The 22,628-nt window shown below is 60.3% G+C and carries 19 protein-coding genes; 10 read left to right on the forward strand and 9 right to left on the reverse strand.

Annotation, left to right across the window (positions count from 1 at the left end; translation table 11 throughout):
* The first annotated feature begins 384 nt into the window (after window positions 1-384).
* Complete coding sequence (locus DM813_RS17155; protein ID WP_128324576.1) at window positions 385-852, forward strand: DUF1289 domain-containing protein; 468 nt, start codon at window positions 385-387, stop codon at window positions 850-852.
* A 90-nt stretch (window positions 853-942) separates the two neighbouring features.
* Here DM813_RS17155 and DM813_RS17160 read toward each other — a convergent pair whose 3' ends face one another.
* Window positions 943-1,806, reverse strand: a complete 864-nt coding sequence (locus DM813_RS17160; RefSeq protein WP_128324577.1) for a universal stress protein — start codon at window positions 1,804-1,806, stop codon at window positions 943-945.
* A 158-nt stretch (window positions 1,807-1,964) separates the two neighbouring features.
* Between DM813_RS17160 and DM813_RS17165 the strand changes: the two genes are divergently transcribed.
* From DM813_RS17165 to DM813_RS17180, 4 genes are all read left to right on the forward strand, one after another.
* Window positions 1,965-2,570, forward strand: coding sequence for a tRNA-(ms[2]io[6]A)-hydroxylase (locus tag DM813_RS17165; RefSeq protein WP_128324578.1), 606 nt, complete (start codon window positions 1,965-1,967; stop codon window positions 2,568-2,570).
* Window positions 2,571-2,706: 136 nt separating this feature from the next.
* Window positions 2,707-3,225 carry a MarR family winged helix-turn-helix transcriptional regulator gene (locus DM813_RS17170; protein ID WP_128324579.1) on the forward strand — a complete coding sequence of 173 codons (519 nt, stop codon included), beginning with the start codon at window positions 2,707-2,709 and terminating at the stop codon, window positions 3,223-3,225.
* Window positions 3,226-3,240: 15 nt separating this feature from the next.
* On the forward strand, window positions 3,241-4,443 hold the full coding sequence (locus DM813_RS17175; RefSeq protein ID WP_128324580.1) for an HlyD family efflux transporter periplasmic adaptor subunit: 1,203 nt from the start codon (window positions 3,241-3,243) through the stop codon (window positions 4,441-4,443).
* Window positions 4,440-5,969, forward strand: coding sequence for a DHA2 family efflux MFS transporter permease subunit (locus DM813_RS17180; protein ID WP_128324581.1), 1,530 nt, complete (start codon window positions 4,440-4,442; stop codon window positions 5,967-5,969). The genes DM813_RS17175 and DM813_RS17180 overlap by 4 nt, the downstream gene beginning before the upstream one ends.
* Window positions 5,970-6,055: 86 nt before the next feature.
* Here DM813_RS17180 and DM813_RS17185 read toward each other — a convergent pair whose 3' ends face one another.
* Together DM813_RS17185 and DM813_RS17190 are read right to left on the reverse strand one after the other, a co-directional pair.
* A complete protein-coding gene (locus tag DM813_RS17185) occupies window positions 6,056-6,778 on the reverse strand; it encodes a UDP-2,3-diacylglucosamine diphosphatase (protein WP_128324582.1) in 723 nt (240 codons plus the stop codon).
* Window positions 6,775-7,278, reverse strand: a complete 504-nt coding sequence (locus DM813_RS17190) for a peptidylprolyl isomerase (protein WP_128324583.1) — start codon at window positions 7,276-7,278, stop codon at window positions 6,775-6,777. The genes DM813_RS17185 and DM813_RS17190 overlap by 4 nt, the downstream gene beginning before the upstream one ends.
* A gap of 236 nt (window positions 7,279-7,514) precedes the next feature.
* On the opposite strand from DM813_RS17190, the gene DM813_RS17195 reads away from it, so the two are divergent.
* Together DM813_RS17195 and cysS are read left to right on the forward strand one after the other, a co-directional pair.
* On the forward strand, window positions 7,515-9,218 hold the full coding sequence (locus DM813_RS17195; RefSeq protein WP_128324584.1) for a glutamine--tRNA ligase/YqeY domain fusion protein: 1,704 nt from the start codon (window positions 7,515-7,517) through the stop codon (window positions 9,216-9,218).
* A 9-nt stretch (window positions 9,219-9,227) separates the two neighbouring features.
* Window positions 9,228-10,610, forward strand: a complete 1,383-nt coding sequence (cysS, locus tag DM813_RS17200; RefSeq protein WP_128324585.1) for a cysteine--tRNA ligase — start codon at window positions 9,228-9,230, stop codon at window positions 10,608-10,610.
* 85 nt (window positions 10,611-10,695) lie between these two features.
* Here the strand turns inward: cysS and DM813_RS17205 are convergent, their stop codons facing one another.
* Both DM813_RS17205 and DM813_RS17210 read right to left on the reverse strand, forming a co-directional pair.
* On the reverse strand, window positions 10,696-12,084 hold the full coding sequence (locus DM813_RS17205) for a sensor histidine kinase (RefSeq protein ID WP_128324586.1): 1,389 nt from the start codon (window positions 12,082-12,084) through the stop codon (window positions 10,696-10,698).
* Entirely contained in the window at window positions 12,062-12,742 is a 681-nt protein-coding gene (locus DM813_RS17210; RefSeq protein WP_128324587.1) for a response regulator transcription factor, read from the reverse strand. The genes DM813_RS17205 and DM813_RS17210 overlap by 23 nt, the downstream gene beginning before the upstream one ends.
* Before the next feature lie 343 nt (window positions 12,743-13,085).
* On the opposite strand from DM813_RS17210, the gene DM813_RS17215 reads away from it, so the two are divergent.
* Window positions 13,086-14,063: a hypothetical protein gene (locus DM813_RS17215; protein ID WP_241653187.1), complete on the forward strand. Its 978-nt coding sequence runs from the start codon at window positions 13,086-13,088 to the stop codon at window positions 14,061-14,063.
* A 62-nt stretch (window positions 14,064-14,125) separates the two neighbouring features.
* Window positions 14,126-14,893, forward strand: a complete 768-nt coding sequence (locus tag DM813_RS17220) for a sulfite exporter TauE/SafE family protein (protein WP_128324588.1) — start codon at window positions 14,126-14,128, stop codon at window positions 14,891-14,893.
* A 51-nt stretch (window positions 14,894-14,944) separates the two neighbouring features.
* Here the strand turns inward: DM813_RS17220 and DM813_RS17225 are convergent, their stop codons facing one another.
* From DM813_RS17225 to DM813_RS17240, 4 genes are all read right to left on the reverse strand, one after another.
* A complete protein-coding gene (locus tag DM813_RS17225) occupies window positions 14,945-15,961 on the reverse strand; it encodes a branched-chain amino acid aminotransferase (RefSeq protein ID WP_128324589.1) in 1,017 nt (338 codons plus the stop codon).
* A gap of 383 nt (window positions 15,962-16,344) precedes the next feature.
* Window positions 16,345-16,710 (reverse strand): glyoxalase superfamily protein, encoded by a 366-nt coding sequence (locus DM813_RS17230; RefSeq protein ID WP_128324590.1) that lies wholly within the window; start codon window positions 16,708-16,710, stop codon window positions 16,345-16,347.
* A gap of 173 nt (window positions 16,711-16,883) precedes the next feature.
* On the reverse strand, window positions 16,884-18,182 hold the full coding sequence (locus DM813_RS17235) for a carbohydrate porin (protein WP_128324591.1): 1,299 nt from the start codon (window positions 18,180-18,182) through the stop codon (window positions 16,884-16,886).
* 87 nt (window positions 18,183-18,269) lie between these two features.
* Window positions 18,270-20,687, reverse strand: a complete 2,418-nt coding sequence (locus DM813_RS17240) for a glucose/quinate/shikimate family membrane-bound PQQ-dependent dehydrogenase (protein ID WP_128324592.1) — start codon at window positions 20,685-20,687, stop codon at window positions 18,270-18,272.
* A gap of 176 nt (window positions 20,688-20,863) precedes the next feature.
* On the opposite strand from DM813_RS17240, the gene DM813_RS17245 reads away from it, so the two are divergent.
* Window positions 20,864-22,576 carry an amidase gene (locus DM813_RS17245; RefSeq protein WP_128324593.1) on the forward strand — a complete coding sequence of 571 codons (1,713 nt, stop codon included), beginning with the start codon at window positions 20,864-20,866 and terminating at the stop codon, window positions 22,574-22,576.
* The last annotated feature ends 52 nt before the right edge of the window (window positions 22,577-22,628 follow it).

Consider the following 22,628-nt stretch of genomic DNA (forward strand, 5'->3'; position numbering starts at 1 on the left):
CCAAATGGGTGTCCGGGACGCTCATCCAGAAAATCCGGCACCCATGCGCAATACGGCTTCTTGGGCCGCGTAGCCAGGGTTGCAGGAGATCCTCACAGAAGCTGCTTTCAAAGTTTTACGCCTGTAGAACGGAGGCTGATGAGGGCTGGCGCGGGATATGCGATGAGGCGTATATCCCGGGCCAACGCCGTTCTACCGGATCAACTGTGCTCGTGACGCTTTGAAAACAGCTTCTAACGGACATTGGCGCCTTAAAAAGGCCGGATGATTCTACGGTAAAAACTCGATAAAGGTAAGGCGCGCACGATGACTTTAACGGGTGACCCCCGTTAGACAAAGGGCTAACATGGCAGGCTGATCCACCGTTCGGTTGTTGGTTTTTTCATGTCCAATCAGTCAATTAAAACGCCTTGTGTCGGCCTCTGTTCCACGGTTTACGGGGACTTGGTGTGCCGTGGCTGCAAGCGTTTTCATCATGAAGTGATCAACTGGAACGGCTATAACGAAGACGAAAAACGTGCGGTCTGGCTGCGCCTCGAGCAATTGCTGGTGCAGGTCATGGTGGCCAAACTTGAGGTCTTTGATGCCGCGCGGCTGCGTTCGCAACTTGAGCTGCGCAAGATCCGCTTCGTGCCGCACCAGTCCGAATATTGCTGGGCGTACCAGCTGATCGCCCGTGGCGCACGGGTTATCCGTGAGATAGAGGCGTATGGCATGGTGCTGTTGCCGGAGTTTCGCGACTGGGAACTGCCCGAGTTGCGTGATGCCATTGATCGGGAGTTCTTCTTGCTGTCCGAGGCCCACTACCAGCGTTATATCGCGCCGGGGTTTCTCAAGGACGCTCTGGGCTGAGGGCCGGAGCTGCCTTGCCGCCCATCGCCGGCAAGGCCGGCTCCCACAAGTAGAGGGTATGCCACTGCTTGTGGGAGCCCGCTGGGAAAATCAGCCTTGGGCCAGTTCTGTCAGGTGCACCCGCGCTTCTTCACTTTTAAGCACCAGCACATCGCACTCCAGCGAATCGAGCACGACCTCTGCCGTATTGCCGATCAGGGCTCCGGAAATCCCGGTGCGGGCCACGGTGCCGATGACAGTGACCACCGCATCGAATTTTTTTGCCGTGTACGGGATCAGTACATCAGCGGGGCCTTCGGCAACGTGCAGGCGATCATCGCTGACATCGAATTCGGCCTGGAACGCGGCGCATTCCTCGCGGTAGCGCTGTTCGATGGTCTCCTTGAGCTGATACACCGGATCGGCGGCCGACAGCATCGGTGATGGGTGGGCGCTGATCACGTGCAGGTTGCCCTTGGCCAGGTTGGCGATCTCGTAGCCGTGGTCGATGATGTTCTTGTGCAGCAGGCGGTGCGCGTCGTCATGGTTGCCGACATCCACGGCGGCAAGGATCACGCCACCGGTCCAGGGCCGTTCGGTCTTGACCATCAGTACCGCACAAGGGCACTGGCGCAACAGTTTCCAATCAGTCGGGGTGAGCAAGGCCCGTTTCAGCGGGTTGTCCGGACGGTGCTCCTTGATCACCAGGTCGCAGCCTTCTGCCTGCTGCACATCGACAATCGACTCGTGCAGGGTGTCGTGCCAGGCCTGTTCATGGGTGACGTTGTTGTAGCCGTCATCATGCAGCTGGCTGGCGAGCAGGCTGAGCAGGGCGCTGTGGTCCTGTTTTTTGTCGCACATCAAAAGGTGCAGGCGCGCACCCGTGGCGCCTGCGATCAGTTTGGCCCGCTTGAGTGCGCGGCTGTGAGCGTGTTCAGGGTCGAGTACCACCAGGATGCTGCGTACTTCTTGCATGAGCGTGAACTCCCTTCAGAAATGGCGACCGATGCCTGACTATAGTCGGCGCCAAGTGCAATGGGCGTTGATATGTATCAAGCATAGTTCACTGGTGATCGCCGCCGCTGCCGGTATAATCGCCGGTCTTGCCGTTTGCCCTGCCAGTTTGTGAGCCTATGCACCTTATTCCCGAAATTGATGCGTTTCTTGGTTGCCGTACTCCCGATGCCTGGGTCCAGGCGGCACTTGCCGACCAGGAAACCCTGTTGATCGACCACAAGAATTGCGAGTTCAAGGCTGCCAGCACCGCGTTGAGCCTGATGGCCAAGTACAACACGCACCTGGACCTGATCAACATGATGTCGCGCCTTGCCCGTGAAGAGCTGGTGCACCACGAGCAGGTGCTGCGCTTGATGAAGCGCCGCAAGATCGCCCTGCGTCCGCTGTCCGCCGGCCGTTATGCCTCGGGCTTGCGCCGTGTGGTGCGCACTCATGAGCCGGTGAAGCTGGTCGACACGCTGGTGGTTGGCGCCTTTATCGAAGCCCGTAGCTGCGAGCGATTTGCCGCGCTGGTGCCGCACCTGGACGAAGAGCTCGGCAAGTTCTACCACGGCCTGCTCAACAGCGAGGCCCGTCACTACCAGGGTTACCTGAAGCTGGCTCATCAATATGGCGAGGCGGCGGATATCGAGCGGGTGGTGGAGAAGGTCAGGGCGGTCGAGGCCGAGCTGATCAGCACCCCGGATGAAGAGTTTCGCTTTCACAGCGGCATTCCCGCCTGAGGCCTTTCGGTTGAACAAGGGCTGCCTCGGCAGCCCTTTTTATTGGCCAAATAGAAAGCAAGCTAATTAATGCCTTGACGATAACTGTCTAAGCAGTAACATTATGTTACTAGCTGCCTAAGCAGGGATCTCGTTCATGCCGCATTACACTCCGGAAAACTTTCAGACCTGCACCCTGGGCATGCTCCTGGGGCGTGCGGCGTTGGTTAAAGACCGCATTCTCGACAGCCACCTGCAAGCGTTCGGCGTTACTGCGGCGCAATTCAAGGTGCTGATCATCGTCGCCCAGTTCGGGGTCGACACCCCGGCCGAGCTGTGCCGCTACCTGGCGCTGGACAGCGGCTCGATGACGCGCATGCTCGACCGCCTGGAACAGAAAGACCTGCTGGTTCGCCGGCGCTGCCCCGATGACCGTCGTCAGGTGCGCCTGGCGCTGAGTGAAGACGGGAACAAGCTCGCCGACCAATTGCCGCATATCGGCGCGGCGGCAATGAACGAACTGCTCGGGGCATTGGCCCCGGATGAACTGGTCAGCCTGGAACACCTGCTGACCAAAGTGCTGCTGGCCGCGGGTGACAGCCTTACGGCGTTGCGCGTGGGTGCGGCAAACGAGCACAAGGCTGCTGTGCAGCCCTGTGCGGCTGATTCTGAGTAAGACAAGGTATTCGACATGGCCACTGCCACCCCCCAAGACACTGCCGACTCCGTGCAGGCACTCGATAACACGCGCAAACGCAAGACCTGGCTGCTCGCCCTGGCCTTGCTGGTCGTGCTTGGCGCCGCTGCGGTATGGGCCTGGCATGAGCTGTACGGGCGCTGGAATGAAGAGACCGACGATGCCTATGTCAACGGCAACGTCGTGGAAATCACCCCGCTGGTGACCGGTACGGTAGTCAGTATCGGCGCCGACGACGGCGATCTGGTGCATGAAGGCCAGGTGCTGCTGGAATTTGACCCCAGCGATGCCCAGGTCGGACTGCAGGCGGCTCAGGCCCAGCTGGCCCGCGCCGTGCGTCAAGTGCGCGGCCTGTACAGCGATGTCGATGGCAAGAAAGCCCAGGTGCAGGCGCGTCAGGCCGAGCTGAGCAAAGCCCAGGAAAATTACACCCGGCGCAAAACCCTGGCGGCCGGCGGGGCGATTTCCCTGGAGGAGCTGTCCCATTCGCGCGATGACCTGACCTCGGCCCAAGGCGCTTTCGACACCGCCAAGCAGCAACTCAACACCACTTCGGCACTGGTCGATGACACCGTGGTGTCGTCCCATCCTCAAGTGATGGCTGCGGCTGCCGACTTGCGCCAGGCGTACCTGAACGCTGCACGCACCACCTTGGTGGCGCCGGTTACCGGCTACGTGGCCAAGCGCACCGTACAACTGGGTCAGCGGTTGCAGCCGGGCACCGCGACCATGGCGGTGATCCCCCTGGATCAGCTGTGGATCGACGCCAACTTCAAGGAAACACAGCTGCGCCACATGCGCATCGGTCAGCCAGTGGATATCGTCGCCGACCTGTACGGCAGCGAAATCAAATACAGCGGCACCATCGACAGCCTCGGCGCTGGTACCGGCAGCGCCTTTGCCTTGTTGCCGGCACAGAATGCCACCGGCAACTGGATCAAGATTGTCCAGCGCGTGCCGGTGCGTGTCCATATCAACCCTGAGCAACTGGCGGCGCACCCGCTGCGTATTGGGCTGTCGACGCAGGTTACGGTCGACCTGCACGACCAGAGCGGCCCGGTATTGGCCCAGTTGCCGCCGCAAAAGGCGTCGTTTGCTACCCGTGTCTACGACAGTCAGCTGGTCGAGGCCGACGCTTTGATCGCGCGGCTCATCCATGACAACAGCGCAGGCACCAGCAAGACGGCGCTGCGATGAGCAATACGGCTTCATTCAGCCCGCCGAGCCTGCTGCTGACAACCATCGGGCTGTCGCTGGCGACGTTCATGCAGGTGCTCGACACCACCATCGCCAACGTAGCCTTGCCGACCATCTCCGGCAACCTGGGGGTCAGTTCGGAGCAGGGCACCTGGGTGATCACCTCGTTTGCGGTGAGCAACGCCATTGCCTTGCCGCTGACCGGCTGGCTGAGCCGGCGCTTCGGCGAGGTCAAGCTGTTTCTCTGGGCCACGCTATTGTTCGTGCTGGCCTCGTTTCTCTGTGGCATTGCGCGGTCGATGCCCGAGCTGGTCGGTTTCCGGGTGCTGCAAGGCATTGTCGCCGGTCCGTTGTACCCGATGACCCAGACCTTGCTGATAGCCGTCTACCCGCCGGCCAAGCGCGGTATGGCGCTCGCCTTGCTGGCGATGGTCACGGTGGTGGCGCCGATTGCCGGCCCCATTCTGGGCGGCTGGATTACTGACAGCTACAGCTGGCCGTGGATCTTCTTCATCAACGTACCCATCGGCCTGTTTGCCGCCGCCGTCGTGCGTCAACAGATGCGCTCGCGGCCGGTGAGTACGCAGCGTCAGCCCATGGACTACATTGGCTTGCTGAGCCTGATCATCGGCGTCGGGGCCTTGCAGATCGTATTGGACAAGGGCAATGACCTGGACTGGTTCGAGTCCGGGTTTATCGTGATAGGCAGCCTGATTTCGGTGGTGTTCATCGCTGTGTTCATCATCTGGGAGCTGACCGACAAGCACCCGGTGGTCAACCTGCGGCTGTTCGTGCACCGTAACTTTCGCATCGGCACGATCGTGCTGGTGGGCGGCTACGCGGGCTTTTTCGGTATCAACCTGATCCTGCCGCAGTGGCTGCAAACGCAGATGGGCTACACCGCTACCTGGGCCGGCCTTGCCGTGGCGCCGATCGGTTTGCTGCCGGTGCTGATGTCGCCCTTTGTCGGCAAATATGCACACAAATTCGACCTGCGCGCGTTGGCGGGGGTGGCGTTTCTGGCCATCGGCACCAGTTGTTTCATGCGTGCCGGCTTCACCAACGAGGTGGATTTCCAGCACATCGCCCTGGTGCAGTTGTTCATGGGCATCGGCGTGGCGCTGTTCTTCATGCCCACCTTGAGCATCCTGCTGTCGGACCTGCCACCGCACCAGATCGCCGACGGCTCAGGGCTGGCTACCTTCCTGCGCACCCTGGGGGGGAGTTTCGCCGCCTCGTTGACCACCTGGATCTGGATTCGCCGCGCGGACCAGCACCATGCCTACCTGAGTGAAAGCATCAGCACCTACGAACCGGCCACCCGCGAAGCGCTGAATCACCTGGGCGGGGCGAACGGGCAGTCGTATGCGCAACTGGAGCGGATGCTCAGCAGCCAGGCCTACATGATGTCGACGGTGGATTACTTCACCCTGATGGGCTGGGTGTTTGCCGGGTTGATACTGCTGGTGTGGCTGGCCAAGCCACCGTTTGCAGCCAAAGCCGGGCCGGCGTCGGCAGGGCATTGAGCGCAAGCATCGCCGGCAAGCCGACGTCTACAAAGCAGCGAGTGTAGAAGCCGGCTTGCTGGCGAAAAGGCCCGGAGGGCCTTCATTCAGGGAAACGCAAAAGGCTGCAGCTGAAACCCTTGCTCATCCACTTCCAGCGCCCAGCCCTGGCGGTCCCAATCGCCCAGCACGATACGTCGCGCCGGCTGATCGTTGACCATCAGCTTGTGAATCGCCGGGCGGTGCGTGTGGCCGTGCACCAGCGTGAGCACGCCATGTTCGGCCATGACCCGCGGCACTTCTTCCGGGGTCACATCGACGATGTCGTTGGCCTTCATCCGTACCTGGGTGCGGCTTTCATTGCGTAGTTTGCGTGCCAGCTTCTGGCGGGTGCCGAGCGGCAGGTGCCGCAGGATCCACAAGCTCACAGGGTTGCGCAGGTAACGACGCATTTTCATGTAGCCCAGGTCCAGGGTGCACAGACTGTCGCCGTGCATCAGCAGGACCGGTTCGCCGCCCAGTGTCACCACGCTCGGATCGCGCAGCAAGGTGCAGCCCGCGGCTTTGCAAAAGGCCTCGCCGATCATGAAGTCGCGGTTGCCATGCATCAGGTAGACCTGCGTGCCGCTGTCGCTCAGGGCGCGCAGGGCTTGGCAGATCGTGGTCTGGAAGGGCGTCATGGCGTCGTCGCCGATCCATACCTCGAAAAAGTCGCCGAGGATATACAGCGCCTCGGCGTGGCGGGCACGACCGTCGAGCAGATCAAGAAACGCCCGGGTAATGTCCGGGCGTTCTTCTTGCAGGTGCAGATCAGAGATCAGCAGTATCACTCAACGATCTCGGCTTTCTCGATGATCACGTCATCAACCGGAACGTCCTGGTGGCCGGACTTGGAGCCGGTGGCAACGGCTTTGATCTTGTCGACAACGTCGGTGCCTTCGGTGACTTTACCAAATACCGCGTAGCCCCAGCCCTGGACGTTCTTGCCGCTGTGGTTGAGGAAGCTGTTGTCGGTGACGTTGATGAAGAACTGTGCCGATGCCGAATGCGGCTCCATGGTGCGAGCCATGGCGATGGTGTACTTGTCGTTGCTCAGGCCGTTGTCGGCTTCGTTCTGAATGCTTGGACGCTTGTCTTTCTTTTCTTTCATGCCTGGCTCGAAACCGCCGCCCTGGATCATGAAGTTACCGATGACGCGGTGGAACACGGTGTTGCTGTAGTGGCCAGCATTTACGTATTCGATGAAGTTGGCCGCGGTGATCGGGGCTTTTTCAGCGTTCAGTTCGATGACGATGTCGCCGAAGTTGGTGCTCAGTTTGACTTTGGACATGCTGGAATTCGCTCTTTCAAGGCATTTGAAATAGGGCCGCGCCGGGGCGCGATACACACTTGACGCACAGTCTACAGCCCGCGATACGTGATTTGCGGCAGTTTTTTCGCAATGCCTGCCGAATATCGCGGCTGTTTGTCGGCCCGACGCTGTCGGCAGCTCGACCGCTTCGGCTATGATAAGCGCTTTGATTCAGTCGGCCTACCCAGGCCGTGCACCCCGTATTCAAGGATCCTATGAGCAAGCCCACTGCCGACACCGCTCCCAACGCCGCTGCCAAAGGCGCCCCAGCCGTCCCTGCAAACTTCCTGCGCCCGATCGTGCAGGCTGACCTGGACGCGGGCAAGCACAGCAGCATCGTCACCCGTTTCCCGCCAGAGCCCAACGGTTACCTGCACATCGGTCATGCCAAGTCGATCTGTGTGAACTTCGGTCTGGCCCAGGAGTTCGGTGGAGCCTGTCACCTGCGTTTCGATGACACCAACCCGGCCAAAGAGGACCAGGAGTACATCGACGCCATCCAGAGCGATGTGAAGTGGCTGGGCTTTGAGTGGACCGGCCCGGTGCGCTACGCCTCGGAATACTTCGACCAGTTGCACCTGTGGGCGATCGACCTGATCAAGGCCGGCAAGGCCTATGTCTGCGACCTGACCCCGGAACAAGCCAAGGAATACCGCGGCAACCTGACCGAGCCAGGCAAGAACAGCCCGTTCCGCGAGCGCAGCGTCGAAGAAAACCTCGACCTGTTCGCGCGCATGAAGGCCGGCGAGTTCAAGGATGGCCAGTGCGTGCTGCGTGCCAAGATCGACATGGCATCGCCGAACATGAACATGCGCGACCCGATCCTGTACCGCATCCGTCATGCCCACCACCACCAGACCGGCGACAAGTGGTGCATCTACCCGAACTACGACTTCACCCATGGTCAGTCGGACGCCATCGAAGGTATCACTCACTCGATCTGCACCCTGGAGTTCGAAGGGCACCGTCCGCTGTACGAGTGGTTCCTGGACAACCTGCCGGTGCCGGCCAAGCCGCGTCAGTACGAGTTCAGCCGCCTGAACCTGAACTACACCATCACCAGCAAGCGCAAGCTCAAGCAGCTGGTCGACGAGCAGCACGTCAACGGCTGGGACGACCCGCGCATGTCGACCCTGTCCGGTTTCCGTCGCCGCGGCTACACCCCGGCGTCGATTCGCAACTTCTGCGAAATGATCGGCACCAACCGTTCCGACGGCGTGGTCGACATGTCGATGCTCGAGTTCAGCATCCGTGACGACCTCGACCGTACCGCGCCACGCGCCATGTGCGTGCTGCGCCCGTTGAAGGTAGTGATCACCAACTACCCGGAAGGCCAGGTCGAAAACCTTGAGCTGCCACGCCATCCGAAAGAAGACATGGGCGTGCGTGCGCTGCCGTTTGCGCGCGAGATCTACATCGATCGCGACGACTTCATGGAAGAGCCGCCAAAAGGCTACAAGCGTCTGGAGCCAGCCGGTGAAGTGCGCCTGCGTGGCAGCTATGTGATCCGCGCCGACGAGGCCATCAAGGACGCCGGCGGCAACATCGTCGAGCTGCGTTGCTCCTACGACCCGGACACCCTGGGCAAAAACCCAGAGGGCCGTAAAGTCAAGGGCGTGATCCACTGGGTGCCGGCTGCGGCCAGCGTCGAGTGCGAAGTGCGTCTGTACGACCGCCTGTTCCGCTCGGCCAACCCCGAGAAGACTGAAGACGGCGGCAGCTTCCTCGATAACATCAATCCCGATTCGCTGCAGGTACTCACCGGTTGTCGTGCGGAACCTTCGCTGGGCCAGGCCCAGGCAGAAGACCGCTTCCAGTTCGAGCGCGAAGGCTACTTCTGCGCCGACCTGAAAGACTCCCAGCCGGGTCGCCCGGTATTCAACCGGACTGTGACCCTGCGCGATTCGTGGGGCAGCTGAGGAACGCTCGTGCTTACCATCTACAACACGCTTAGCAAGACCAAAGAAGTTTTCAAACCGCTGGATGGCAACAACGTGCGGATGTACGTCTGCGGCATGACCGTGTACGACTTCTGCCACCTGGGCCACGGCCGCAGCATGGTTGCTTTCGACCTGGTCACCCGCTGGCTGCGTTACAGCGGCTACAACCTGACCTATGTGCGCAACATCACCGACATCGATGACAAGATCATCAACCGGGCCAACGAAAACGGCGAGTCGTTTGACGCGCTGACCGCCCGCATGATCGATGCGATGCACGAAGACGAGCGCCGTCTGAACATCTTGCCGCCCGATCTGGAGCCGCGTGCCACCGACCATATCCCGGGCATGCACGCGATGATCCAGACCCTGATCGACAAGGGCTACGCCTACGCGCCGGGTAACGGCGACGTGTACTACCGGGTCGGCAAGTTCGTCGGTTACGGCAAGCTGTCGCGCAAGAAGATCGAAGACCTGCGCATTGGCGCACGTATCGAGGTCGACGAGGCCAAGCAGGACCCGCTGGACTTCGTTCTATGGAAGGGCGTAAAGCCGGGTGAGCCGAGCTGGGAATCGCCGTGGGGCGCCGGTCGTCCAGGCTGGCACATCGAGTGCTCGGTGATGTCCACCTGCTGCCTGGGTGAAAGTTTCGACATCCATGGCGGCGGCAACGACCTGGAGTTCCCGCACCACGAGAACGAAATCGCCCAGAGCGAGGCCGCGACCGGCAAGCAGTACGCCAATTCGTGGATGCATTGCGGCATGATCCGCATCAATGGCGAGAAAATGTCCAAATCCTTGAACAACTTCTTCACCATTCGCGATGTGCTCGACAAGTATCACCCGGAGGTTGTTCGCTACCTGCTGGTGTCGAGTCACTACCGCAGCTCGATCAACTACTCGGAAGACAGCCTGCGCGAGTCCAAGGGGGCGCTGGAGCGTTTCTATCATGCGCTGCGTGGCTTGCCACGGGTCGAGGCCAAGGGCGGCGACAGCTATGTCGAGCGCTTTACCCTGGCGATGAACGACGACTTCGGTACTCCGGAAGCCTGCGCCGTGCTGTTTGACCTGGTGCGTGAAATCAATCGCCTGCGCGAAAGCGAGCCTGAGGTTGCTGCGGGCCTGGCGGGTCGTTTGCGTGAACTGGGCGGCCTGCTGGGTGTGCTGCAACTGGACGCGGATGACTTCCTGCGTGCCGGTGCCGAAGGCAAGGTCGATGCGGCCGAAGTCGAAGCCTTGATTCAGGCGCGCCTGCAGGCGCGTGCTGACAAGAACTGGGCAGAGTCGGACCGCATTCGCGACCAGATCACCGCCATGGGTGTGGTGCTGGAAGACAGCAAAGGCGCTACCACCTGGCGTCTGGCTGACTGATCGGCAGTGAATTCATCGCGGGTAAACCCGCTCCCACAGGTACGAATGCACGACCCTGTGGGAGCGGTTTACCCGCGATGAGGCCTTAACTGGCAACGCCAGTACGGCAATGCAGCACCAGTTTCGCCCCACCCAGCTCACTCGCTCCGACCTCAAGCGCATAGCCATGCAGGTCGACAATCGCCGCAACAACCGACAGCCCCAGCCCGAACCCCGGGTGGCGATGGCCTTCCTCGCTGCGATAAAAGCGCTTTAACACTGCCTCACGTTCATCCTCGGGAATCCCCGGTCCGCTGTCTTCCAACGCAATCCGTAACGTACTGGCCTCGCTGCTGGCGCGCATGCGCACCTGGCCGCCGGGTGGTGTGAATTTGATGGCGTTCCCCAGCAGGTTGGCCAGCGCCTCGAACAGCAGTTCGCGATCACCATGCAGTGGCGGTAGCTGCGCAGGCAGTTCAAGGCTCAGGCTGATTTCGCCGTCCTCGGCCAGCGGCAGGTAGAAGTCGTGCATCTCGATCAGCAATGTGCGTGGGTCCAGTTCGACGAAGCCGGCCCGGCGCTGGCGATCTTCCAGCTCACTGATACGCAGCAAGCCGCGAAAGCGCGCCATCAAGGTGTCGGTTTCGCCAATTGCCTGCTCAAGGGCCTCGGCCTGGGGCGACGTGTCGCCGGCTTGCTGGCGAATGCGGTAGAGCTGGGCGCGCAGACGTGTCAGCGGGGTGCGCAGGTCGTGGGCGATGTTGTCGCAGACCCCTTTGACTTCGTGCATCAGGCGCTCGATGCGGTCGAGCATGGCGTTGACGATGGCGGCGAGCATGTCCAGTTCATCGCGGCGTGGTGACAGTGGCAGGCGCCGGGTCAGGTCGCCGGCGACTATCTGTTCGGCGGTGGCCTGAATGGCGCGGATACGTTTGAGCGGCCGGCGTCGTAGCAGGTACCAGCCGGCAATTCCGGGAATGATGGTCAGCGACAGGCCCCAGAGCAGGGCATGCAGGATGATGCGGGTGACCACGAACAGCGAGCCGTTGTCGCGCACCAGTACCAGCCAGCGGCCGTCACGTACTTTCAGGGCTACCGCATCACAGCTGTCGCGGGGCAGGTGGGGATCATCGGCGTCCAGGCAGCGGCTCAGTTCATGAATCTTGCCGTCCAGGCCCAGGTCAGTCGGCAGTTGGCGGATCTGCCCGCCGAGCGGATTGAACTGCGCATCGAACAGGCCGTAGGCATCAAAGCTGCGTTCTTCGAAGGCCTGGCTGGCAATCAGCGCATCATCCAGCTGCTTGCCGCTCATGTGCGCGAACAGGTGCTGGCGCTGCATGAGTGAGTGGCGTGTCAGCTTGTTCAGGTAGCCCGAGACCTCGAAATACAGTACCCCCATGAGGATGCTGCTCCAGGCCACAAACAGAAAGCTGTACAGCGCCAACAAGCGGCTGGTGGACGAACTCCAACCCTTAGACGGGTTCGGCAATGGCATAGCCCGAGCCCCGCACGGTCCGAATCAGCGGGGTCTGGCCAGCGGCGTCGATCTTTTTGCGCAAGCGTCCGATATGCACATCGATCAGGTTGGTGCCGGGGTCGAAGTGATAGCCCCAGACCTCTTCGAAAATCATCATGCGGGTGATCACCTGGCCGGCGTGGCGCATCAGGAACTCAAGCAACTTGTACTCGGTGGGCAACAGGTTGAGGGTGTGTTCGCCACGCTTGGCTTCGTGGCTGATCAGGTCCAGCTCCAGGTCGCCCACCTGCAGGCGGGTTTGCGCCATCGGTACGCTGTTGCGGCGCAACAGCACTTCGACCCGGGCGGCCATTTCGTCGGAGGCAAAGGGCTTGGTCAGGTAGTCGTCGCCACCTGCACGCAGGCCGCGCACCCGTTCGTCGACATCGGAGAGGGCGCTGATCATCAGGATCGGCGTCGCGATCTTCAGGTTGCGCAGGGTGGTGACGATCGTCAGGCCGTCGAGCTCCGGGAGCATGCGGTCCAGGGTGATCAGGTCGTAGCCGCCGGCAATGGCTTTGGAAAGGCCTTCCCGGCCATTGTCCGCCCAGTCCACTTCCAGGCCATGGCTGGAAAGCTCGGCGACGATCTCCTGGGCGGTGACGGCGTCATCTTCAATGGTCAGTACGCGGGGCATGCTATTACCTGGGCGGCGAGTAGATAACTGATTGTGCCAAAGAATAGGCGGTGCCCGGGTTAAAGAAAAATTCATCTGCGCAGTGTTTTTTCCGCCCTGACGGGTTGCAGGGGCGTTGGGCGGGGCTGCGTACGGCAAAAAAATAAGCCTTTGGACCAAGCCTACTCGATGCCCGGATGGTTCCTACATCTTTGCACTCGGTGTTGTTGTTAGATTGCGGTTTTTACCACTTTACAAAACCTCATGAGGGTGATTTCAACATGTTTGTAAGTTTCTCGATACCTTGTGTGGTGTAGGTGGTCGACGGAGAAGCTCGCAACTAACCAATGTTGTAGGTGAAACTATGAATGAAGTTTTTTTTTGGCATAATTCAAAAGACCTGGCGAGACCGAAATCGATGCAGGAGTTTGGTGAAGCGTTCGTTGGGATGCTTCCTCGGCATCTGGATAACTTGAAAGTGCCCGGTCGATTGATGGGCGACGGTTCAAGAAATTTACCTTTGCATACCAAAGTTGAGCATGTGGCTGAACTCCAGATTGCAATGCGTGACGTGCTTTCTCACTCGATTACACGTAATGCGCAGTCATTTGCTGAAGATGCGTTTAGAGCTTTGCTTGAGCGGGATAGTGTGGACGCTGGTGTTCTGAAATTTTTCAATGGTTGGAATGAAACTCATAAAACAACCAGTCTCGTGTCTGCAAAGGTCATTATGCGGTTGTCCGCAGATTCGCGTTTTATATCAGTTGGAGGGCAAGAGGGCCATAATCGTGTTATGGCGCATATGCATGAGGTTGCAAAAGATGATTTTGGTCTGGGGCATGAAGGGCATGATGGAATGTACGCACATATGACGGCAGCCTTTGATGCCTCAGACTGGGTGAGAAATTCATATGAGGTTAATGAGTGTTGCGAATTCTCTCGGTTTTTGTATGAGGTTGGTGTGGCGCATCATAATTCTGCGGTCAATTCCCTTGAAAGTAAAAACTCCATAATGAACGCGATGATGATATCCGTTGCGTCGGAGCTCTGGAATGGAAGTGAGTACAACTTTCTTGCTCAATTCATCGAAAAAAAGTTGATTTCCATTAATGCGTCGCTGAGTAGCGATATTAAAAGTCTTCGCGATGCAAAGGGTTATGTGTTGGGGCACTCTGGCGATGTGGAAAACAAGCACGGGATGCATGCATTAGCTGCAACGCAAGCATATGGTCGCACCGTAGGTCTTGGGTTTGAGGTGAGTCGGCTCAAAGAGGTGATGCTTGACTATAATGCGCGTGTCGGAAAGGCCTTTAGCTCTTTATGTCGAGCGTTGAATGAGTGAGAAGTCGGTATTGGTAAAATTGCCTCGGGTGTAAGTTTGCTTGCCTTTACTGGGTTATTCTGATGGGCTATGAATATACACTGATCGCACTAGGTTTTTTTGCGTTTTGCGGTGGTTTAATAGATGCGGCGGTGGGTGGGGGCGGGCTAGTTCAACTGCCGGCGCTTCTGCATGCGTTACCACAATGTAGTTTGGCTACCGTCTTTGGAACCAACAAGCTTGCAGTGCTGGCCGGAAATCTCTCCTCTATTTTCAGCTATACAAAGAGAATAGAGATTGTATGGAAACTTTTGCTGCCTACGCTGATTTCAGCATTTGCATTTGCATTGTTGGGTGCTTTTTCCATCTCCCTGGTCCCGAAAGCGCTGATGGAACCGGTTGTCTTTATCGTTTTGATCGTGATGGCAGCCTATACCTTTGTAAAAAAGGACCTGGGTCGCGTTCATGCGAATATACAGTGCGGAACAAAGGAAGTGCTGCTGGGGGTGTTTTTTGGAGGGCTGATTGGTTTCTATGATGGGGTCTTTGGTCCGGGGAGTGGGAGCTTATTGCTGTTTTTGTTTGTGAGGTTTTTTGGCTTCGATTTCTTGAATGCATCGGCCTCGGCAAAATTGGTTAATTTAGGGACCTTCAGCGCGGCGTTGCTGTTTTTTATCCCTTCCGGGCATGTGTTATGGGCAATCGGTGGCGTGGTGGCCATCTGTAATATCGCAGGCTCTGTTACAGGCGTTTTCTTGGCGTTGCGATATGGCAGTGGTTTTATTCGGGTGTTCTTTTTGATTCTGCTGTTGTTTCTTATCGGTCGAATGGGCATATCCATGTTGATATGAAAAAGGGCATGCCATCTCTGGCATGCCCTTTGTGCGTTACGTAGTTGCGTTTCAGGCGACCTTGACGATCCAGCCTGCTGGCGCTTCCACATCGCCGCTCTGGATGCCGGTCAGCTCGTTGTAGAGCTTCTGGGTGACCGGGCCGACTTCGGTTTCGCTGTGGAAGACGTGCAGCTCGCCGTTGTACTGGATGCCGCCGATCGGGGTAATGACCGCTGCGGTGCCGCACGCCCCGGCTTCTTTGAAGCGCTTCAGGTCGTTGATCAGTACGTCGCCTTCGATCACTTTCAGGCCCAGGCGCGATTCGGCCAGTTCCATCAGCGACAGACGGGTGATGCCCGGCAGTACCGAGATGGATTTTGGCGTGACGAATTCGTCGTTGTTGGTGATGCCAAAGAAGTTCGCCGAACCGACTTCTTCGATCTTGGTGTGGGTCAGCGGATCGAGGTAGATGCAATCGGCAAAGCCGGCTTTCTTGGCTTCGTAGCCTGGCTGCAGGCTGGCCGCATAGTTGCCGCCAACTTTGGCGGCGCCGGTGCCCTGAGGCGCGGCACGGTCGTAATCGGAGATCAGGAACTTGTGCGGGGTCATGCCGCCCTTGAAGTACGAGCCGACCGGAATGGCGAAGATCGAGAAGATGAACTCCGGCGCGGTGCGCACGCCGATGTTGTCACCCACGCCGATGACGAAGGGACGCAGGTACAGGGCGCCCTTGCCGTACGGCGGAATGAAGCGCTCGTTGGCCTTGACCACCTGTTTGCAGGCTTCGACGAATACGTCGGTCGGTACTCGCGGCATCAGCAGGCGATCGCAGCTGCGCTGCATGCGTTCGGCGTTCTTGTCCGGGCGGAACAGGTTGATCGAGCCGTCCTTGCAGCGGTAGGCCTTCATGCCTTCGAAGCATTGCTGGCCATAATGCAGCGCGGTCGAGCCTTCGCTGATGTGCAGTACGTTGTCGTCAGTCAGGGTGCCCTGGTCCCACTCGCCATTACGGAAGTTGGACAGGTAGCGCTTGTCGGTCTTGATGTAGTCGAAGCCCAGCTTGTCCCAGTTAATTTCGTTACTCATGGCACCCTCGAATCGGTTTGCATTTGCCTGATGTTTCAGGCGTTTGTTATCGCGCACGCAGCCACGATAATACATCCCGTGCGGATCGGAAACGCCCAGTCATAGGATTGGACCATGGTCGCAGTGAAAATCTTTGAAAATTGCCCCGGCAACGCTCAGCAACGGGCTGTTGAGGCTGTTTTACGACCCGACGAAGGGCTACCTCAAAGGCGTTGACCAGTTGCAGAAGCAGGCGCACTATCAAACCATCAAGCTTTGCCTGCTGACCTCGTTCGTACTACGACCATCGCCAAACGCGAGGCGGGTACGCAAGATTCACGCCTAAGGCAGCAGGTAATCCAAGGCCCCGCCAGCAATGACGGGGCCTTGTCTTTTCTGGCTGTTCAGTCTTCGATCTGCTGACAGAACCGCAGGCGGTTACCGAACGGGTCGGCGATCTCCATCTGCAGGCCCCAACCGACGCGCACCGCTTCTGGGCGGGAGTAGCCGTAGCGCTTTTCCACCAGCTCGTGCTGCAGGGCGAGGATGTCCTCGACACGGGCAAATACCGTCGAGCCGGGGGTGGCGTCGCCGTGATGTTCGCTCAGGTGCAGTATCAGCCCGTCGCGGTGCACTTGGGCGTACAGGGGCAGGTCGGGCTCGAAGCGGTGTTCCCAGTCCAGGCTGAAACCGAGGAAGTCCAGGTAGAATTCTTTGGCTTTCTCGACACAAAAGATGCGCAGGACCGGGATGGCGGGAGCAAGGTGCATAACAAGGGCTCGTCAATTGTCAGTCGGCGGAGTTGGGCAAACCGTATCGTTACTTCACGGTCTGCAGGCGCAGATCACTGTAGTAGAAGTCGTTCCTGTCGGTCGATGCTTCAGCGAAAAAAACCGTCGTTCAGCGAAGTCGAAGCCATCGCCGCGCTGACGGGTCAGGATGCTTAGAAAGTGGCTTTGACCTGCAGGCCCAGCACCAGCGCATTGTCGATGTCCTGACCGGAGAAGGCCCCGGGCTCGATGATGTACTGCACATCCGGGCGCAGAGTCAGCCAGGGTGTAGCCTGGTAGCCGTAGCTGAGTTCCAGCAGCTGTTCGGCGCTGTCCAGGTCGGGATAGGCGATGCCTGCAGCGAGCGCGGCATCCTGCTGCACGTCGCGGCTGCGCGGGTTGGGTACCGCACGGCCATAACCCAGGGCTAGGGTGTCACGCGGGCGTCCTTCGAAGGGTTTGTACAGGACCATCCCGGCGCCGTACCACTTGCTGAAGGGCGACGCGGCACTACTGGCAGCCGAGTACTGGCCGAAGGCATGCAGGCTGCGCCCGGCTGAAACCGGGGAGTTCCACAGCGCCTGGTCGATCAGCAGGTAGTGGCCCGAGCGGCCGGCCACCTCCCTGTCGCTGCCGATGCGTTGGGCGTCGGAGCTGTCGTAGTAGTAACCCAGCTTGTACTCGCCCGGCAGTTCAGCCTGATGCTTGTAGACCAGCTCGATCGGCACCACGGTGCCGGTGGTGTGCTTGGGCCCCAGGTGCCAGGCACGGCTGGAGTTGCCGTTGCTTTGCGGGTCGACATTGAAGGCAGCCACACGCAGTTGCCAGGCCGCTGACAGGTCGTACTTCACGCGCACACCAAGGTGGGCATTGGGGTAGTTGGTCCAGCCGCTGCCGCCCGACATGTTCAACGGATGACCGCAGAAGCCGGCGTTCATAAAATTGCACAGTATGCCGCTGTCAAGGCCACCAAGGTCGTTGCCCATGGCCATGTAGCCGAGCTTGACGTTCAGTGCCGGGGTAAGCAGGGTGCGTTCGTAGCTCAACTCGGTCAGGCGGGTGTACAGGCCGCCGTAGTTTTCCTGGATGGGCAGGCGGTTGCCGACCAGGTCTTCCGAGGCGCTGTTGCCGCGGCGGTCGTTGATCGTGAGCTGGATTTTGCCGGCGTTTTCCATGCCGTAGAGCTTGCTCAGGTCGAACTGTATGCCGAGCTTGAGGTTCTGCGAATAACGCGCCGAGCGGTGCAGGCCGCCGTCGGCGTTGTAGGCCGTTTCGCCGCTGTAGTCACCGGTGAATTTGACGCCTTGTTCATCCAGCTGGTGGCGCAAGCCGCCCCAGTCACCGGTGAGGGTGCTACGGGTCAACAGGTCCGGGCTTTCATTGGCCAGCGCGGGGAGGCTGGCGCTGCAGGTCAGGCCGAGCAGCAGGCAGCTGACCAGGCGGGGAGGGGAAAAGCAAAAAACGGAAGACATGCGCAACCTTTCAAACGAATTCGCGAGCGACAGATAAAAAGAGGAGTGCGCGGTGCAAAGGCACCGCGCAGGTAGAGCGATGGTGGGTTACGGCAGCGCGTAGGCGATGACGTAGTCACCCCGGTCGGTCGACTGGCGAGCACCGCCAGCGGTAATGACGACGTACTGCTTGCCGGTTTTCGGTGACACATAGGTCATCGGGCCACCCTGGCTGCCCACGGGCAGGCGGGCTTTCCAGGCTTCTTCACCGTTGCCGCTGTTGAAGGCGCGCAGGTAGAAATCCTGGGTGCCGGCAATGAACACCAGGCCGCCCTGGGTCGACAGGGTGCCACCGAGGGTCGGCAGGCCGACCTTGATCGGCAGGTGCATGCGGATGCCCAGCGGCCCGGTATCTTCCACGGTACCGACCGGTACCTGCCAGGCGACCTTTTGGGTTTTCATGTCGATCGCAGTCAGGGTGCCGAATGGTGGTGCCTGGCAGGGAATGCCGGCCACCGACAGGAAGCGGTTCTTGTTCACCGCGTACGGGGTGCCCTTGAGCGGAACCGCGCCCATGCCGGTATTCAGCGCTTCGCCACCCGAGGCGGCCTGGGCCTTGTTTTGCGAGGGGATCATCTGGATCCACAGGCCCAGGCGCATGTCGTTGACGAAGATGAAGCCATGCACCGGGTCGGTGGACAGGCTGCCCCAGTTCATGCCGCCCAGCGAGCCCGGGAAGCTCAGCGACAGGTCAGTGCCTGGTGCCGTGTACAGGCCGTCGTAGCGCATTTTCTTGAAGTCGATGCGGCACAGCAACTGGTCGTATGGCGTGGCGCCCCACATGTCCGACTCGGTCAGCTGCTGGGCACCGATCTGCGGCATGCCGACCGACTTGGGCTGGGTAGGCGAATAGGGTTCGTTGGGGATGTTGCCCGGTTTGACCGGCACTTCATCGACCTGGGTCAGCGGTTGGCCGGTGGCGCGGTCGAGCACAAAGATCTGCCCGGCCTTGGTGCCGATCACCACCGCAGGCACTGACTGGCCGTCTGCCTTGGTGAAGTCGATCAGGCTTGGCTGCATCGGCAAGTCGAAGTCCCAGAGGTCGTTGTGCACGGTCTGGTATACCCACTTTTCGGCACCGCTGGTGGCGTCCAGCGCCAGTACCGATGCGCCGTATTTGTGGTTCAGTGCCGTACGTTCGACGCCATAGATGTCGGTGGACGAACTGCCCATGGGCAGGAACAGAGTGTTCATGGTCGGGTCATACGACATCGGCGCCCAGCTGTTGGGGGTGCTGCGTACGTAGGTGCTGTCGCCGGTCGGGGCGCTCTTGTCTTCGGGGTTGCCCGGGTCGAAGGCCCAGCGCATCTGGCCGCTGATCACATCGAAACCACGGATCACGCCGCCTGGCATGTCGGTCTGGACGTTGTCGGCAACGCGGCCACCGACGACGACGGTGGTACCGGCCATCAGCGGCGCCGAGGACAACTGGTAGTAGCTGTCCGGGACGTTGCCCAGGCCTGCCTTCAGGTCAACCTGGCCATTGTTGCCAAAGCCTTTGCAGAAGGCGCCGGTGTCGGCATCGACGGCGATCAGGCGGGCATCGATAGTGTTGGTCAGCAGGCGGCGCTGGCAGTTGGCGCCGGCCGGTACGCTGGCGGCAATGATCGCCGAACTGTTGGGTTGGGTCGGCTGCACGATGGGCGCAGTGGCGTCGAAGTAGGCCATGCCGCGGCAGCGTTGCCAGACACCCGACTTGGCGTTGATTTCGTTCTTCCACAGCTCTTTGCCGGTGTCGGCATCAAGTGCGATCAGGTTGTTGTGCGGGGTGCAGATGAACACCTTGTTGCCAACCTGCAGCGGCGTCAGCTGGTCTTCGGCGCCGTTGCCATCGCTGATGGCGACATCGCCGGTGTGATAGGTCCAGGCCACTTTCAACTGGTTGACGTTGTCGCGATTGATCTGGTCCAGCGCGGCGAAACGGCTACCACCCTCGGTGTTGCCGTAATGCGCCCAGTCTTTTTGCGCCTTGGCCGGGTCGACCGCAGTCAGTCCCGGGCCGGTGCCAGTGGGGGCTACGCTTGGGTGTGCGACAAACATGTTGCCGGCGGCAATCACCACGGCAATCGCCAGCACGCCGGCTACACCATAGGCGCCGCGACCGGGTTTGGCACCGGCGGTGCGGGCCAGCATCGGGTACACCAGTGCCAGCGCCAGGCCGATGACGGCGAACATGAACAGGCGCGAGAACAGCGGCCAGAACACCAGGCCGACATCGGCCAGGGCCCACAGCGCGGTACCGATGAGGAACGCGGCGTACAACCAGGCACCAGCGGGCTTGCGACGGGCGACCAGCAGGCCGGAAATGGCCATCACCAGGCCGCCGATCAGGAAGTACCAGGAACCACCCAGACTGACCAGTTTCACGCCACCGGCGGCCAGTGCCAGGCCGAGCAGGGCGATAATGATGCCCAGGCCTGTCAGGATGAAAGTTGAGGCGCCAGAGGTGCGCGGTGTTTGCTTCATATCGAAAAAAACTCGAAGAGGAGGGTGGCGGAATTATACCCTTAGCAAGCTAATTAACAAGTTAGTCCATTTTTCGGTGTTTAAAAAAATTGACGCCTCTGTTGCTTTAAATGCGCCGTCAGGGTTTTATGATGCGCATCGAATTGCATCAACCTTCAGCAGCAGGCAGTAACAGTATGATTGAAGTCACCGAAGTCTCCATTGCCGAACTGCGCGCGGCGCTCGAATCGGGTCAGACCACTGCGGTCGAGCTGGTTCAGGCTTATCTGGCGCGTATCGAGGCCTATGACGGTCCCAACACGGCCACCGCGCTCAATGCCGTTGTGGTCCGTAACCCCGAAGCGCTGAACGAAGCCCGGGCGTCCGACGCCCGTCGGGCCAAGGGTGAATTGTTGGGCCCACTGGATGGTATTCCTTACACCGCCAAGGACAGCTATCTGGTGAAGGGACTCACCGCTGCTTCCGGCAGCCCGGCGTTTGCCGATCTGGTTGCCTACCGTGATGCGTTCACCATCGAGCGCTTGCGCGCTGCGGGCGCCATTTGCCTGGGTAAAACCAACATGCCGCCGATGGCTAACGGTGGCATGCAGCGTGGCGTGTATGGCCGGGCCGAAAGCCCGTACAACGCCGACTACCTCACCGCACCGTTTGCGTCGGGCTCCTCCAATGGTGCCGGTACGGCCACGGCTGCCAGCTTCTCGGCATTCGGCCTGGCGGAAGAAACCTGGTCGAGCGGGCGCGGGCCTGCAACCAACAACGGCCTGTGCGCCTACACGCCTTCGCGCGGGGTGATTTCGGTGCGTGGTAACTGGCCGCTGACGCCGACCATGGACGTCGTCGTGCCGTTTGCCCGGACCATGGCCGACCTGCTGGAAGTGCTCGACGTGGTGGTTGCCGAAGACCCCGATACCCGCGGCGACTTGTGGCGCATGCAGCCCTGGGTGCCGATCCCGAGCGTTGCCGAGGTGCGCCCGGCGTCCTATCTGGACCTGGCTGCCGACCCTACGGCGCTGGCCGGCAAACGCCTGGGCGTGCCGCGTATGTACATCAATGCCGATCCTGAGGCCGGTACCAGCGAAGCGCCGGGTATCGGCGGCCCGACCGGGCAGCGCATCAACACCCGGCCATCGGTCATCAGCTTGTGGGAAGCGGCGCGCAAAGCCCTGGAAGCTGCAGGTGCCGAAGTGATCGAGGTGGATTTCCCGCTGGTGTCCAATTGCGAAGGTGACCGCCCTGGCGCGCCAACCGTGTTCAATCGCGGCCTGGTCTCCAAAGAATTCCTGCACCATGAGCTGTGGGACCTGACGGCCTGGGCTTTCGATGATTTCCTGCAGGCCAACGGTGACCCCAAGTTGAACCGCCTGGTCGACGTGGATGGCCCGAAAATCTTCCCGCACGACCCGGGCACGCTGCCTAACCGCGAAGGTGACCTGGCGGCGGGCATGGACGAGTACGTGCGCATGGCCGAGCGCGGCATTACCCCGTGGGACCAGATCAGCACCGTACCGGACGGGCTGCGCGGGCTGGAACACACCCGTCGTATCGATCTGGAAGACTGGATGGATGGCTTGCGGCTCGATGCCGTGCTGTTCCCGACCGTGGCCGACGTGGGCCCGGCCGATGCGGATGTCAATCCGGCGTCGGCGGACATTGCCTGGAGCAATGGCGTGTGGGTTGCCAACGGTAACCTCGCCATCCGTCATCTGGGTGTGCCGACCGTCACCGTACCGATGGGGATCATGGCTGACATCGGTATGCCAATCGGCTTGACCTTTGCCGGGCGCGCGTATGACGACTCGTCGTTGCTGCGCCTGGCGTCGGCCTATGAGTCGACCGGCTCCAAGCGCCAGGTGCCGCCACGCACGCCACCGCTGGTGTCGGGCAAGTAACAGAGGGTCGGGGTTGGAGCAGCGATGCTCCAATCCTGGCTGTTCAAGGCCG

This window comes from Pseudomonas alkylphenolica, assembly GCF_004025535.1.
Classification (GTDB): Bacteria; Pseudomonadota; Gammaproteobacteria; order Pseudomonadales; family Pseudomonadaceae; genus Aquipseudomonas; species Aquipseudomonas alkylphenolica_A.